Raw genomic sequence first — 14,855 nt, 5'->3', positions numbered from 1 at the left:
TTTCTAAAAATATTTCTAATTTTTTCTTAATAACTTCTTTTTTGAACTTGGTTACAAAAATAGAGAAACATTATGAAAAAAGAGTGGTATACGGCAATGGAGTTGACCGGTGTAGGCGAGTTACCTAGATCACCACAAGGAGTTAATGCCAGAGCAAAACGTGAAGAATGGTTGAGGCAAAAACGAACAGGTGTTCAAGGAAGGGCGATTGAATACCATTATTCTTGTTTCCCTGAATCAACCTTGGAGGCTTTGGAACTTCATGAAACACCAGCGGAATATCAGGTTCAGAAGCAAGATCCTTTATCCATTTGGGTGAGTGCATTTAATTTACTCACCGAGGAAGAAAAGGAGGTAATTACCGAAGTGATATTACGAGATGGCATAAGAAGTTTTTTAGAAAAAATCACAGCTACTTGAGGCAGCTTTTGAAAAGCCAAATGTTTAAAATTTGGCTTTCTCTTCACTGCTCCGGTACAAAGCGAGGAGAAAGAGATGAAAAAAGAATGGTATTCTGCAAAGGAACTCATCAGCCTCGCAGGGCTGCCATCGTCTCCCCAAGGAGTCAACCTGATGGCAAGACGCGAGGGTTGGGAACAACGCCGTAAGCGTGGGGTGCAGGGAAAGGCGCTTGAATATAATGTCAACAGCTTGCCAGAAGAAGTTCTGAATGTACTGACTGTCAGTGAGAATTCGGTCGAGTATTACCGAAACAAACGACAGGACCCGTTTATGATTTGGGTAGAAGCTTATTACCAGCTGACCAAGTCGGAAAGGGAAAGAATAGTTAAATTTATTTTGAGAAAAGGGCTAGCGAGCCTCGTCCAATACGCAATCATTCAAGATATTGATAATAAAGACAGTATCCCAGATTGAACAAGCTGGGATACTGGTTGATTTAAGCTCAGGAAAGTCGTTGTACTGCGACATGGGCTAAACCCATCAGGGCCGCCTTGTATGGAGTGTCTTCCAGTATTTGCAACGCTGAAATTGCCTTATCCGCTTCTTCCTCCGCCCGTTGGCGGGTGTATTTGAGTGAACCACACTGTTTCATTGTTGCCAGTACAGTATCCAGCAAATGGCGGCCATTGCCTTGTTCAATGGCGCTGCGTATCAGTGCCGATTGTTCTGGCGTTCCATGGTTCATGGCGTGCAAAAGCGGCAATGTTGGTTTGCCTTCGTTCAGGTCGTCCCCTGTGTTCTTACCGAGCGTGTTGTTATCAGAATCGTAATCCAGAAGATCATCAATGAGTTGAAACGCAGTGCCAAGATAACGGCCATAATCACGCAAGGCGATTTCTTGCTCTGGAGTTGCATTGGCAAGAATGGCTGCTGAATGCGCAGCAACTTCAAACAGGCGAGCCGTTTTACTGTAGATAACGCGCATATAATCATCTTCGGAAATATCTGGGTCGTTGCAGTTCATCAACTGCATAACTTCACCCTCAGCAATCACATTTGTGGCATCAGACATCAGTTTCAATACGCGCATCGAATCAAGATCGGTCATCATCTGAAATGAGCGCGTATAGATGAAATCTCCCACAAGGACACTGGCTGCATTGCCGTAAATGGCGTTGGCTGTTGCTTTGCCGCGTCGCATGTCAGATTCATCAACGACATCATCATGCAACAAGGTTGCGGTATGGATAAACTCAATTAAAGCGGCGACTTTGATGTGCTTCTCATCTTCGCAATGGAGCGCCTTGCCCGCCAGCACTGCGATCATCGGTCGAATGCGTTTGCCACCACCGCTGATAATGTAGTAACCAAGTTGGTTGATCAACGTAACGTCAGAGCTTAATTGGTTAAGAATGGTTTCATTAACCGCTGCCATGTCATCAGCGGTAAGTTTTATTATCGATTCTAAATTCATGTTTTGGCTTTGGACTCTGATTCAGAGCTGTGCTCATTAATTAGCATATCAATAGATATCAAGATACATCGATTGTACTTGAAAAACCGTTCAAATAAATGACAATTGAAAAACTCCGTTTTTTTCTCATCTGTTCTAATTCTGCACTTGTCTTCCAAACGGTTTTTGCGTAGAATTCGCGCCCTATTGTGAATATTTTATAGCGCGCTCTGGAAAGAATTTTAGGGGGTGCGCGGAAAGCGGAGTTTATATGTACGCAGTTTTCCAAAGTGGTGGTAAACAACACCGAGTAAGCGAAGGCCAAACAATTCGCTTGGAAAAGCTGGACATCGCAACAGGTGAAACTGTTGAGTTTGACCAGGTGCTGATGGTCGTGAATGGTGAAGACATCAAAATCGGCGCTCCAGTAGTTGAAGGCGTTAAAATTAAAGCTGAAGTTGTTACTCACGGTCGTGGCGAGAAAATTAAAATCGTTAAGTTTCGTCGTCGTAAACACAGCCGTAAGCAACAGGGCCACCGTCAGTGGTTCACCGATGTTAAAATCACTGGCATCGCTTAAGATTTTAGGAGAGCAGATTAATGGCACACAAAAAGGCTGGCGGCTCGACTCGTAACGGTCGCGATTCTGAAAGCAAACGTCTGGGTGTAAAACGTTTTGGTGGTGAGTCTGTTTTGGCAGGCAGCATCATCGTTCGTCAACGTGGTACTAAATTCCACGCAGGCAACAACGTAGGTTGTGGCCGTGACCACACCCTGTTCGCATTAGCTGACGGGAAAATTAAATTCGAAGTTAAAGGTCCAAAAAACCGTAAATTTATCAGCATCGAAGCTGAATAAGTTTTTTGAATCTTAATCGAATCGGAAGCCCCGCAATGCGTTGCGGGGCTTTTTATATTCTGGATTACGCCATCTCTGGGTACTAGCTGCCATCCAGCTTTACAGTGGCTATCCTACGGAGAAAAATGATGAAATTTGTAGATGAAGCCAGAATACTGGTTGTAGCGGGAGATGGTGGCAATGGTTGCGTCAGCTTCCGTCGTGAGAAATATATTCCAAAAGGTGGGCCGGACGGCGGTGATGGTGGTGACGGCGGTGACGTTTATCTGCTGGCAGATGAAAACCTCAATACGCTGATTGACTACCGTTTTGAAAAATCCTTCCGTGCTGAACGTGGTCAAAATGGACAAAGCCGCGATTGTACTGGTAAACGCGGTCAGGATATTACCATCAAGGTTCCAGTCGGAACCCGCGTGCGTGACATTGCCACAGGCGAAGTGCTTGGAGACATGCTGCACCATGAACAGAGTTTTATGGTTGCAAAAGGCGGTTTCCATGGTCTTGGCAATACCCGCTTTAAATCTTCTGTAAACCGTGCTCCTCGTCAAAGAACAATGGGAACTCCGGGTGAAAGCCGTGAACTGATGCTGGAGCTGATGCTGTTGGCTGATGTGGGCATGCTGGGGATGCCAAATGCAGGTAAATCCACCTTTATTCGTGCTGTTTCGGCAGCTAAACCCAAAGTAGCCGATTATCCATTTACAACACTGGTTCCAAGCCTTGGCGTTGTGCGCATGGATAGCGAGCAAAGCTTTGTGGTAGCAGATATTCCGGGTTTGATTGAAGGTGCATCAGAAGGTGCCGGTTTAGGTATTCGCTTCCTGAAGCATCTGGAACGTTGCCGCGTATTGCTGCACTTGATTGATCTCTGTCCGATCGATGAGTCTGATCCGATTGACAATGCGCGTATCATCATCAAAGAGCTGCATAAGTACAGTGAAAAACTGGCAGAAAAACCGCGCTGGTTGGTATTCAACAAAGTTGATCTGACGGATCCAGAAGACGCTAAACAGCGGGCTAAAGCCATTGCTGATGAGCTTGGTTGGGAAGGTGATTATTACATGATCTCAGCCGTGAACCGTCAGGGTGTGAAAGAGCTTTGTTGGGATATTATGGAATTCATGAAGACCCAGCCTCGTAGCTTAGAAGCGTCGGAAGAATCCCAACCTGAAAAAGTTGAATTCATGTGGGACGATTACCACAAGGAACAGTTACAGCAATCATCATCTGATGATGATTTGGATGATGACTGGGACGAAGAAGACGACGAAGGCATTGAGTTTATCTATAAACACTAGTCTTCATATCTGATGTTCGAACATGACAAAAGGGCGCAAAAATAGCGCCCTTTTTCGTTGGTCAATGGCTCAGGTATAACGATTTATATAAATGATTTTCGAAACGCGCTAATGGAACACGGCGAGTTCGTTGATTGTCGGGAGAAACGGAGTAAGCAGAAATAAATTGGACGAAAGCGATTTTCTGCCCACTGGCGGCGGTCATGAATCCTGCCAGATTATAAACCCCTTGCAATGAACCTGTTTTGGCAAATACCTTACCATCCAGCCCTGCTTCATGCAGACCGGGACGATAAGCCAGAGTACCATCATACCCAGCTTTAGGAAGCATGGAGATGAAATCTAATTCATTATCGTGTTGGGCAATAAATTGTAAGATCTCCATCATGGTTGTAGGCTTAATTAAATTATGGCGAGAAAGGCCGGAACCATCCACCATGACAGTATTGCCTAAATCAATGCCAGCTTTTTGTTTCAAAATCTGACGAACTGCGTCAGAGCCAGAACGCCATGTTCCTGGAACGTTAAAATAGCGATGGCCAAGGGTTCGGAAGAGGGTATCAGCAATCATGTTGTCTGACTTTTTCAACATGATTGAAAGCATGCTGTGCAATGGTATTGATTGATTCAGGGCGAGAATTTTTTCTGGCCGTTGAGGAATCGATTGGCGTCGTATAGCACCGTTCAACTCAATATCTGCAATGCTCAGTTCATTTTTCAGAATCGCTCCCGCATAGCTTGCACCATTTTGAACGGCGAAGGCCAGTGGGAGCGGCTCATCACGTTGCGTCAGGCAGCCAGTGAGAGTATATCGATTTAGGTCACCTGATGTGACATCCAGTTCACAGTATTTTGCTTCTGGCGAGCCTTTGGCTAATGTTTTTACTTCACTGAAAACCTTAACAGGGTAAAAAGAGGGGATATGGACAAATGCCAGTTCGCCGGGTTGTTCTGAACTGTAAAGTGAAACTGAAAAACAGTTTTTATCCACAATTGCAGCGGATGGGGGGGAACTGAAACATTGGGTCATATCATTCCATACCCAGCCGGGCGCTTTATCGTGGCTGGCAAAAATGGAAACATCTATGATGAGGTCGCCATTAATCTGTTTGATACCTGATTTTTTTAATGTTTCGACCATGTTGCGCAGTTGCGAGCGCGTTAGCATCGGGTCACCTACAAAACGGGCTGTCAGATTACCTTCTAATATTCCATTCGAGATACTGGCATCACTTTCCAGTGTGGTTATAAAACGGTAATCCTTACTAAGCTGTAGCAAGGCTGCCAACGCCGTCACAATTTTTTGTGTGCTTGCCGGTAATGCCATTTGTTGCCCGTGATAATCAACTAATGGCGTTTTTGAGCTAACTTTTTGGGCAATAAATGAGACATGAGTTCCCATCGGCAAATACTGAGTGTTTTCCTCAATTGAAGAGGCATTTGCACTGAAAACACTCAGACTCAAGCTGAGCATACAAGCTATTCTGCTGGTAATTTTTAAAAGAGCCATAGATTTCGCATATGAAGGTGGATGTATTCCAATAATATTTGTATTAATAATACTAAGGTGCAATTTAAGGAAAAGTAAACGATGATCCATCATCAACTCTACGTTAGAATGATAGGTTAGTAGTTAAAATATGCATGTGAACTTCAGATTATGCTGGGTTTACACTCCTTTTATTGTCTGGAGGCCCGCCTGATAGGGTGTGCTCATTGTGCTGTTATTACAAAAATCAGGAAGATGTGTTTGGGCTTAGGATTGATTTAGAGGTTTGATAAATGAAACAAATTCCGATGACGGTACGTGGCGCGGATAAATTGCGCGAAGAATTAGAACATTTGAAAACTGTACGTCGCCCTCAAATTATTACTGCAATCGCTGATGCGCGTGAGCATGGTGATTTGAAAGAAAATGCGGAATATCATGCCGCTCGTGAGCAGCAGGGTTTCTGCGAAGGCCGTATTCAGGAAATTGAGGCCAAACTTTCTAATGCTCAGGTGATTGATGTCACGAAGATGACTAACAATGGTCGGGTGATCTTTGGGGCAACGGTAACGGTACTGAATGTGGATTCAGATGAAGAGCAAACTTACCGTATCGTGGGTGATGACGAGGCGAATATCAAAGAAAATCTTCTTTCTGTGAATTCACCTATTGCCCGTGGCTTGATTGGCAAAGAAGTGGATGATGTTGTTGTAATCACTACGCCAGGCGGCCAGGTGGAATACGAAGTTTTGAATGTGGATTACATCTAATAAATACCATGGTAATCGGCTATTACGTTTACATGGAATAAAAAAGGCCAGACTTGGCCTTTTTTATCATGATAAAGAAATAGCTAACTATGGCATTTTTGTATAAATATGCCGTGATTATTTAGGTAGACTAATCTTGCGTTCTTTTGATGGACGGTAGAGAACTAGAATTTTTCCTATAATTTGCACATTATGTGCACCAGTTTCACGAACAATCGCTTCAGCGATCAAAGTTTTTATTTCGCGGTCTTCGCCTGCAACTTTGACTTTGATAAGCTCGTGATGCGAAAGAGTTTGTTCGATTTCAGCTAATACGCCTTCGGTCAGCCCATTGTTGCCGATCATAACGACAGGCTTTAATGAATGAGCGAGACTTTTCAGGTGTTGAACTTGTTTTTTGTTAAGAGTCATCGTTTTTTTACTTAGTTGGGATTGAAAACGACATATTCTACCGCCATCTCATATCTATCACCATAAATAGTATGGTGTGGTTTGATAAGAGAGCGCAAAAAAGTAAGGCTTTTTTTAGTATAGTTGGAAAGAACAATGGCCAATAAAAAACGCTCAGCAAGCTCAAGTCGCTGGTTACAGGAACATTTTAGTGATAAATATGTTCTGCAGGCACAGAAAAAAGGGCTTCGCTCTCGCGCTTGGTTTAAACTTGATGAGATACAGCAAAGCGACAAAATCTTTAAACCGGGCATGACCGTTGTTGATTTAGGTGCTGCTCCGGGTGGGTGGTCTCAATACGTAGTCAGCCAGATTGGCAATAACGGGCGAGTGATTGCCTGTGATCTTTTGCCGATGGATCCGATAGTTGGAGTCGATTTCCTTCAAGGAGATTTTCGTGATGAACTTGTATTGAAAACATTGCTTGAAAGAGTTGGTGATAATAAAGTCCAGGTCGTCATGTCGGATATGGCTCCCAATATGAGTGGAACCCCCGCGGTCGATATTCCCCGATCCATGTATCTGATTGAGTTAGCGTTGGATATGTGTCGTGATGTGCTGGCCCCTGGGGGCAGTTTTATTGTCAAAGTGTTTCAGGGAGAGGGCTTTGATGAATACCTGAGGGAAATACGCTCCCTTTTTACGAAGATAAAAATTCGTAAACCAGAAGCTTCGCGGGCACGATCACGTGAAGTATACATTGTAGCGACAGGGCGGAAAGTGTAGTACCCTGACTACTATTTGTTAACACAGTTGTAATATGAGGTTAATCCCTTGAGTGACATGGCGAAAAACCTGATTCTCTGGTTAGTCATCGCAGTTGTCTTGATGTTATTGTTCCAGAGTTTTGGTCCCAGCGATTCCAGTGGTCGTAGGGTTGATTACTCTAGTTTCATCAATGAAATATCGCAGAATCAAGTAAGCGAAGTACGTATTTCGGGTCGTGACATTGATTTCACTAAGAAAGACAACGGTGGAAAATACAGCACTTATATGCCAATTCCGGATGAAAAGCTGCTGGATACCCTACTCAATAAACAGGTAAAAGTTGTTGGCGAACCACCAGAACAACAAGGCCTGTTAGCAACCCTCTTTATTTCATGGTTCCCAATGCTACTGCTGATTGGCGTCTGGATCTTCTTTATGCGCCAGATGCAAGGTGGTGGCGGTAAAGGGGCGATGTCTTTTGGTAAAAGCAAAGCCCGTATGTTGACCGAAGACCAAATCAAAACCACATTTGCCGATGTTGCTGGTTGTGACGAAGCAAAAGAAGAAGTAGGTGAATTGGTTGAATACCTGCGTGAACCTGGTCGTTTCCAAAAACTGGGTGGTAAGATCCCGAAAGGTATCTTGATGGTTGGCCCGCCGGGTACGGGTAAGACGCTGTTGGCTAAAGCTATCGCGGGTGAGGCGAAAGTGCCTTTCTTTACCATCTCCGGTTCTGACTTCGTTGAAATGTTCGTTGGTGTGGGGGCTTCCCGTGTTCGTGATATGTTTGAACAAGCGAAGAAAGCTGCACCTTGCATCATCTTTATCGACGAAATTGATGCAGTAGGACGTCAGCGTGGTGCTGGTTTAGGTGGCGGACACGATGAACGTGAACAGACACTTAACCAGATGCTGGTTGAAATGGATGGCTTTGAAGGTAACGAAGGTATTATCGTTATCGCAGCAACCAACCGTCCGGATGTACTTGATCCTGCATTGTTACGTCCGGGGCGTTTTGACCGTCAGGTCGTCGTTGGCCTGCCAGATGTACGTGGCCGTGAGCAAATTCTGAAAGTTCATATGCGTCGTATCCCTTTGGATACTGATATTGACGCATCTATCATTGCTCGTGGCACACCGGGTTTCTCTGGTGCGGATTTGGCCAACCTTGTGAACGAAGCCGCTTTGTTTGCTGCTCGTGGTAACAAGCGCGTTGTTTCTATGGTTGAGTTCGAAAAAGCCAAAGACAAGATCATGATGGGCGCGGAACGCCGTTCAATGGTAATGACGGAAGAACAGAAAGAAGCGACGGCATATCATGAAGCAGGCCATGCCATCATTGGCCGTTTAGTGCCAGAGCACGATCCTGTTCATAAAGTTACGATTATCCCTCGTGGTCGTGCGTTAGGTGTGACGTTCTTCTTACCAGAAGGCGATCAAATCAGCGCCAGCCGCCAGAAATTGGAAAGCCAGATTTCAACCCTATACGGCGGGCGTTTAGCCGAAGAAATTATCTATGGTGTAGACAGCGTTTCTACTGGCGCATCCAATGATATTAAAGTGGCAACATCCATTGCGCGTAACATGGTGACACAATGGGGTTTCTCAGAAAAACTGGGGCCATTGCTGTATGCGGAAGAAGAAGGTGAAGTTTTCCTCGGTCGTTCAGTTGCTAAAGCGAAACATATGTCTGAAGACACTGCGCGTTTAATTGATCAGGAAGTGAAAGCTATCGTCGATCGTAACTATATACGTGCACGTCAGATTCTGATGGATAATTTGGATGTTCTTCACTCAATGAAAGATGCATTGATGAAGTATGAAACCATTGATGCCCCTCAGATTGATGACTTGATGAATCGAACAGCAGTACGTCCGCCGGCAGGTTGGGAAGGTGGAAATAATGGTGGTAATAACAACCATACTCCATCATCTCCGCAACAAACTGCGAAACCTGCGGATGACAATCCGACTGCATAACGAGGTTAGCAATCTTATCAAACCAAGGGTAATGACAAATTGTTGCCCTTGGATTTGACGGACTGTACTTCTTAAATTAAACCCCAGGTTCCGCCTGGGGTTTTGACATTAAGGCCCCCTAGCGATGAAACTGACAGCCAGAGGCAGTGTCCTCGATCTTTCTTGCCCACAAGTGATGGGAATTCTGAACGTGACTCCTGATTCTTTCTCTGATGGCGGAACCCATAATACTTTTGATACGGCACTGAGACATGCCGCTAAAATGATTGAGGATGGTGCAACCATTATTGATGTGGGAGGAGAATCGACACGCCCTGGCGCAGATGAGGTGGGTGAGCAGGAAGAGTTGGATCGCGTTGTTCCGGTGATTGAGGCACTGGCTCAGCGTTTTGATGTCTGGATTTCTGTAGACACTTCAAAAGCTGTCGTCATGAAGGCATCAGCTAAAGCCGGAGCCCATATCATTAACGATATTCGGGCGTTGCAGGAGCCGGGGGCACTTGATGCGGCGGCACAAACTGGATTGCCCGTCTGCTTGATGCATATGCAGGGGCAACCTCGCACGATGCAATCTGAACCTCATTATGAAGATGTCTTATCGGAAGTAAAAACATTCCTGAACAGTCAAATTGAGCTTTGTATTGCGGCGGGAATCGCAAAAAATAACCTGATTCTTGATCCTGGCTTCGGTTTTGGTAAGAACTTATCGCATAATTATCAGTTATTGGCTCATTTGCAGGAATTCCATCATTTTGGTTTGCCGATTCTGGCGGGAATGTCACGTAAGTCCATGATTGGTCAATTACTTCATGTACCACCGCAGGAGCGTGTGACAGGAAGCGTTGCTTGTGCTGTGATTGCAGCCATGCAAGGTGCCCAAATTATTCGTGTGCATGATGTAAAAGAAACCGTTCAGGCAATGCAAATCGTTCAGGCAACACTGTCTGCGCAGAACATGACGTCAGTAAAAAACACGATGTCAGCAAAAAACACGCTGTGAGCAAAGAATACGTTCAGCAAAGGAAAATAACTTTATGAGTAGCCGTAAATATTTTGGTACTGACGGTATCCGTGGCAAAGTGGGCAATACCCCAATTACCCCTGACTTTGTCTTGAAACTTGGTTGGGCTGCGGGAAAAGTCTTGGCCCGTCATGGTTCTCGCAAAATTATCATTGGTAAAGATACCCGAATATCAGGCTATATGCTGGAGTCAGCGCTGGAAGCAGGGTTGGCCGCAGCGGGTTTATCGGCATCTTTTACTGGCCCTATGCCGACACCTGCCGTGGCATATCTGACACGTACTTTCCGTGCAGAAGCTGGAATTGTCATTTCTGCTTCCCACAATCCTTACTATGATAACGGCATTAAATTCTTTTCCATTGACGGGACTAAGCTGCCTGATGATGTAGAAGAAGCGATTGAAGCTGAAATGGAGAAACCACTGACGTGTGTGGAATCTGCCGAGCTGGGACGAGCAAATCGGATTGTTGATGCGGCGGGTCGCTATATTGAATTTTGTAAGGGTACATTCCCTAGCGAACAGAGTCTGAATGGACTAAAAATCGTGCTGGATTGTGCAAACGGCGCGACTTATCACATTGCGCCAAATGTGCTCAGAGAGTTGGGAGCGGATGTTATTACCATCGGTTGTGAACCGAATGGCATCAATATCAACGAAGAGTGTGGCGCGACAGATGTTCGCTTACTGCAAAAGTGCGTGTTGGAAGAACAGGCTGACGTTGGTCTGGCATTTGACGGCGATGGTGATCGCATCATTATGGTCGATCATTTGGGCCATAAAGTTGATGGCGACCAGATTCTTTACATCATCGCACGTGAAGCATTGAGACAAGGCCAGTTGCGGGGTGGTGCTGTAGGCACGTTAATGAGTAATATGGGGCTGGAGTTGGCACTGAAACAGCTTGGCATCCCATTTGAACGCGCGAAAGTCGGTGATCGCTATGTATTGGAAAAATTACAGGAAAAAAGCTGGCGTTTGGGTGCAGAAAATTCAGGCCATGTTATTTTGCTGGATAAAACCACAACAGGTGATGGTATTGTCGCCGGGTTGCAAGTGCTGAGCGCAATGGTACGCAATAACATGAGTCTGCATGACTTGTGCAGTGGTATGAAGCTTCTGCCTCAAATTTTGGTTAATGTTCGTTTTACGGGGAACACCGATCCTCTGCAATCAGAACCTGTGCTTGAAGCTGTGAAATCAGTTGAGACTGAATTGAATGGTCAGGGTCGTGTTCTGCTGCGTAAATCAGGAACAGAGCCGTTAATCCGCGTGATGGTGGAAGGCGAAGATGAAGAACAGGTCACAGCATTAGCGCATCGTATTGCGGATGCCGTGAAAAAAATGGGTTGATTTGTTGATTTTTTCTTCGATCAGAGCCAGTATTTAAAATTAACCTTGCTTGTCTTAAACGCTTTGGTTAGTATTCAAACCCGCTCAATAAGTTAATTTTTCTAATTTTGTGAGCGGGTGATGCAGTGTGGCGTCGCTATGAAATTGCGTTGCTGCTAATAAGCTGTGTGGTAAACCCCACGAGGAAACGGGTACAACATATGTATGAAGCTCTTTTAGGTATATTCTTGCTGGTTGGTATCGGGCTAATTGCTCTGGTTCTGCTACAGCAGGGTAAAGGTGCTGATATGGGTGCTTCTTTCGGTGCGGGTGCATCTAACACATTATTTGGCTCATCGGGTTCTGGCAACTTTATGACCCGCATGACGGCTATCTTAGCAACGTTGTTTATTGTTATCAGTCTGATTCTTGGTAACATGACTAGCAATAAAACTGGGGCAAGCAGTAAATGGGATAACCTTGCTGAACCTGTAAATGTTGAAAAACAAGCAGAAGTTCCAGTAGCGCCAGCAAAACCAAATAGTGATATCCCGCAGTAACTTTCAGTAACAGAATTGAAATAGGGTTGTTGGTTTTAAATAGTTAATGTAACTAACCATTAAAAATAACAGTCCTAAAAAATCAGTGCCGAGGTGGTGAAATTGGTATACACGCTACCTTGAGGTGGTAGTGCCTAAACAACGGGCGTACGGGTTCAAGTCCCGTCCTCGGCACCATTAATCTAGAAACTTGCGTTTTTAGTATTATCAGCGTAAGATTTGCCACGTTTTCGAACGCGGGATGGAGCAGCATGGTAGCTCGTCGGGCTCATAACCCGAAGGTCGTCGGTTCAAATCCGGCTCCCGCAACCACTTCTTAACAACCTGTATCTTTTCCAGAGTCGTCACCCAGCAGCCGTTAAGATATCGATCCTAATTTGCAAGGTTGCTTTGAAAGATATAGAGAGAAGTTGGTTGAGACCACTGGCAGTAAACAGGGTCCAGTTACATAAAGCCCCGAGTATCGGGGTTTTTTGTTATTTGACAGCAGAACTACTGGGCTAATATAGCCCTTTTTTTATGTCTTGGGGGTGGGCTTGTCCACATTAGAGCAAAAATTAACAGAGATGATTTCAGCACCAGTTGAAGCTTTGGGTTTTGAATTAGTTGGCCTGGAGTTTATTCGCGCGCGCGTGTCAACGCTGCGGGTCTATATCGATAGTGAAGAGGGTATCACTGTTGATAATTGTGCTGATGTTAGCCACCAGGTCAGTGCAGTGCTTGATGTTGAAGATCCGATTTCAGTGCTTTATAACCTGGAAATATCTTCACCAGGGCTTGAGCGTCCACTGTTTAAGGCTGAACACTACCAGCGTTTTATGGGTGAAGAAGCCAGTTTATTGTTGCGCATGGCAATGCAGAACCGTCGCAAATGGCAAGGTATCATCAAGGCTGTTGATGGTGAAATGATAACGGTTACGGTGGATGGAAAAGACGAAGTGTTCGCACTGAGCAACATCCAGAAAGCGAACCTGGTACCCCACTTTTAAAGTTCGGATGAGGCAACTAGGATGAATAAAGAAATTCTGGCTGTTGTGGAAGCGGTTTCTAATGAAAAATCTCTCCCTCGTGAAAAAATCTTCGAAGCATTAGAGATTGCACTGGCGACAGCCACCAAGAAAAAGTATGAGCAGGAAATTGACGTTCGTGTTTGCATCGATCGTAAATCCGGTGATTTTGATACTTTCCGTCGTTGGTTGGCTGTAGAAGAAGTCACACAGCCAACACGTGAAATTACGTTGGAAGCAGCAAAATATGATAGCCCAGAGATTGAATTGGGTGGTTATATTGAAGATCAAATTGAATCAGTAACTTTTGACCGTATTACGACCCAGACGGCAAAACAGGTTATCGTACAGAAAGTACGTGAAGCCGAACGCGCTATGGTTGTTGACCAATTCCGTGAACAACAGGGCGAAATCGTGACCGGTCAGGTCAAAAAAGTGAACCGCGAAAATATTACCTTGGATTTAGGTAATAATGCTGAAGCGGTCATTTTACGTGAAGACATGTTACCACGGGAAAACTTCCGTCCAGGTGACCGCGTGCGCGGCGTCCTGTATGATGTTCGTCCTGAAGCTCGTGGTGCACAGCTTTTCATTACCCGCTCTCGTCCTGAGATGCTGGTTGAACTGTTCCGCATCGAAGTGCCTGAAATTGGTGAAGAGATCATTGAGATCAAAGCGGCTGCCCGTGATCCTGGTTCCCGTGCGAAGATTGCAGTGAAAACCAACGACAAGCGTATTGATCCGGTTGGCGCTTGCGTAGGTATGCGTGGTGCAAGGGTACAAGCTGTTTCCAGCGAGCTGGGCGGTGAAAGAATTGACATCGTGTTGTGGGACGATAACCCTGCACAGTTTGTCATTAATGCAATGGCTCCGGCGGATGTTGCATCTATTGTGGTCGACGAAGACAACTGCACGATGGATGTTGCCGTAGAAAACAGTAATCTTGCTCAGGCGATTGGCCGTAATGGTCAAAACGTTCGTCTGGCAGCACAGCTGTTGAAAAAACATCGTGGTGATGACAAGTGGGAACTGAATGTCATGACTGCGGAAGAGCTGCAAGCAAAACATCAGGCAGAAGCTCATGCTTCTATTGATACATTTACTAAGCATCTCGACATTGATGAAGATTTCGCCACCGTATTGGTCGAGGAAGGTTTCTCTACACTGGAAGAACTGGCTTACGTGCCAATCAATGAACTTCTGGCAGTAGAGGGTCTTGATGAAGAAACTGTTGAAGTTCTTCGTGAGCGCGCAAAAGCGGCCTTGACAACGCTGGAACTGGCTCAGAAAGAGAGTCTTAGTGATCAGCAGCCTGCCGAAGATTTATTGAATCTGCCCGGCATGGAGCGTACTTTGGCGTTTGACCTGGCTGCCCGTGGCATCTGTACTCTGGAAGATCTTGCCGAGCAGGGTATCGACGACTTATCTGATATCGAAGGACTGAATGATGAGAAAGCAGGAGAACTCATTATGGCAGCCCGAAATATCTGTTGGTTTGGCGATGATGCATAAATAAACTGTAGCAGGAA

The 14,855-nt window shown here is 45.2% G+C and carries 16 protein-coding genes and 2 tRNA genes; 15 read left to right on the top strand and 3 right to left on the bottom strand.

The features are described from left to right. The first annotated feature begins 72 nt into the window (after nucleotides 1–72). A complete protein-coding gene (locus AB204_RS05595) occupies nucleotides 73–420 on the top strand; it encodes a DNA-binding protein (protein ID WP_047962398.1) in 348 nt (115 codons plus the stop codon). A 75-nt stretch (nucleotides 421–495) separates the two neighbouring features. Further along, complete coding sequence (locus AB204_RS05590; RefSeq protein WP_047962397.1) at nucleotides 496–876, top strand: DNA-binding protein; 381 nt, start codon at nucleotides 496–498, stop codon at nucleotides 874–876. 28 nt (nucleotides 877–904) lie between these two features. On the opposite strand, the gene ispB is transcribed toward AB204_RS05590, so the two are convergent. After that, nucleotides 905–1,876 (bottom strand): octaprenyl diphosphate synthase, encoded by a 972-nt coding sequence (gene ispB / locus AB204_RS05585; protein WP_047962396.1) that lies wholly within the window; start codon nucleotides 1,874–1,876, stop codon nucleotides 905–907. Between the two features lie 250 nt (nucleotides 1,877–2,126). Between ispB and rplU the strand changes: the two genes are divergently transcribed. From rplU to cgtA, 3 genes are all read left to right on the top strand, one after another. Next, on the top strand, nucleotides 2,127–2,435 hold the full coding sequence (gene rplU / locus AB204_RS05580) for a 50S ribosomal protein L21 (protein WP_047962395.1): 309 nt from the start codon (nucleotides 2,127–2,129) through the stop codon (nucleotides 2,433–2,435). 20 nt (nucleotides 2,436–2,455) lie between these two features. After that, complete coding sequence (gene rpmA, locus AB204_RS05575) at nucleotides 2,456–2,713, top strand: 50S ribosomal protein L27 (protein WP_010845218.1); 258 nt, start codon at nucleotides 2,456–2,458, stop codon at nucleotides 2,711–2,713. A 128-nt stretch (nucleotides 2,714–2,841) separates the two neighbouring features. After that, nucleotides 2,842–4,011 carry an Obg family GTPase CgtA gene (cgtA, locus tag AB204_RS05570; protein WP_047962394.1) on the top strand — a complete coding sequence of 390 codons (1,170 nt, stop codon included), beginning with the start codon at nucleotides 2,842–2,844 and terminating at the stop codon, nucleotides 4,009–4,011. 61 nt (nucleotides 4,012–4,072) lie between these two features. Here cgtA and dacB read toward each other — a convergent pair whose 3' ends face one another. Continuing rightward, nucleotides 4,073–5,521: a serine-type D-Ala-D-Ala carboxypeptidase gene (gene dacB / locus AB204_RS05565; protein WP_047962444.1), complete on the bottom strand. Its 1,449-nt coding sequence runs from the start codon at nucleotides 5,519–5,521 to the stop codon at nucleotides 4,073–4,075. Between the two features lie 272 nt (nucleotides 5,522–5,793). On the opposite strand from dacB, the gene greA reads away from it, so the two are divergent. Then, nucleotides 5,794–6,270, top strand: coding sequence for a transcription elongation factor GreA (gene greA / locus AB204_RS05560; protein ID WP_047962393.1), 477 nt, complete (start codon nucleotides 5,794–5,796; stop codon nucleotides 6,268–6,270). 117 nt (nucleotides 6,271–6,387) lie between these two features. Here greA and yhbY read toward each other — a convergent pair whose 3' ends face one another. After that, a complete protein-coding gene (yhbY, locus tag AB204_RS05555) occupies nucleotides 6,388–6,681 on the bottom strand; it encodes a ribosome assembly RNA-binding protein YhbY (RefSeq protein ID WP_047962392.1) in 294 nt (97 codons plus the stop codon). A 135-nt stretch (nucleotides 6,682–6,816) separates the two neighbouring features. On the opposite strand from yhbY, the gene rlmE reads away from it, so the two are divergent. From rlmE to nusA, 9 genes are all read left to right on the top strand, one after another. After that, nucleotides 6,817–7,446, top strand: a complete 630-nt coding sequence (gene rlmE / locus AB204_RS05550) for a 23S rRNA (uridine(2552)-2'-O)-methyltransferase RlmE (protein ID WP_047962391.1) — start codon at nucleotides 6,817–6,819, stop codon at nucleotides 7,444–7,446. Nucleotides 7,447–7,494: 48 nt separating this feature from the next. After that, on the top strand, nucleotides 7,495–9,408 hold the full coding sequence (gene ftsH, locus AB204_RS05545; RefSeq protein ID WP_047962390.1) for an ATP-dependent zinc metalloprotease FtsH: 1,914 nt from the start codon (nucleotides 7,495–7,497) through the stop codon (nucleotides 9,406–9,408). 124 nt (nucleotides 9,409–9,532) lie between these two features. Beyond that, the gene (folP, locus tag AB204_RS05540) at nucleotides 9,533–10,408 is read left to right on the top strand and encodes a dihydropteroate synthase (protein ID WP_047962389.1); all 876 of its coding nucleotides are present in this window, start codon (nucleotides 9,533–9,535) and stop codon (nucleotides 10,406–10,408) included. 34 nt (nucleotides 10,409–10,442) lie between these two features. Further along, entirely contained in the window at nucleotides 10,443–11,780 is a 1,338-nt protein-coding gene (gene glmM, locus AB204_RS05535; protein WP_047962388.1) for a phosphoglucosamine mutase, read from the top strand. A 200-nt stretch (nucleotides 11,781–11,980) separates the two neighbouring features. Beyond that, on the top strand, nucleotides 11,981–12,319 hold the full coding sequence (gene secG / locus AB204_RS05530; RefSeq protein ID WP_047962387.1) for a preprotein translocase subunit SecG: 339 nt from the start codon (nucleotides 11,981–11,983) through the stop codon (nucleotides 12,317–12,319). A gap of 87 nt (nucleotides 12,320–12,406) precedes the next feature. Further along, a tRNA-Leu gene (locus AB204_RS05525) sits at nucleotides 12,407–12,496 on the top strand. Between the two features lie 58 nt (nucleotides 12,497–12,554). Then, a tRNA-Met gene (locus AB204_RS05520) sits at nucleotides 12,555–12,631 on the top strand. Between the two features lie 224 nt (nucleotides 12,632–12,855). Then, a complete protein-coding gene (rimP, locus tag AB204_RS05510; RefSeq protein ID WP_047962385.1) occupies nucleotides 12,856–13,308 on the top strand; it encodes a ribosome maturation factor RimP in 453 nt (150 codons plus the stop codon). Nucleotides 13,309–13,329: 21 nt separating this feature from the next. Beyond that, nucleotides 13,330–14,838, top strand: coding sequence for a transcription termination factor NusA (gene nusA, locus AB204_RS05505; RefSeq protein ID WP_047962384.1), 1,509 nt, complete (start codon nucleotides 13,330–13,332; stop codon nucleotides 14,836–14,838). Nucleotides 14,839–14,855 lie beyond the last annotated feature (17 nt).

The sequence above is a fragment of the Xenorhabdus khoisanae genome (genome assembly GCF_001037465.1).
Taxonomy (GTDB): Bacteria; Pseudomonadota; Gammaproteobacteria; order Enterobacterales; family Enterobacteriaceae; genus Xenorhabdus; species Xenorhabdus khoisanae.
This window is presented reverse-complemented; position numbering and strand designations above follow the sequence as displayed.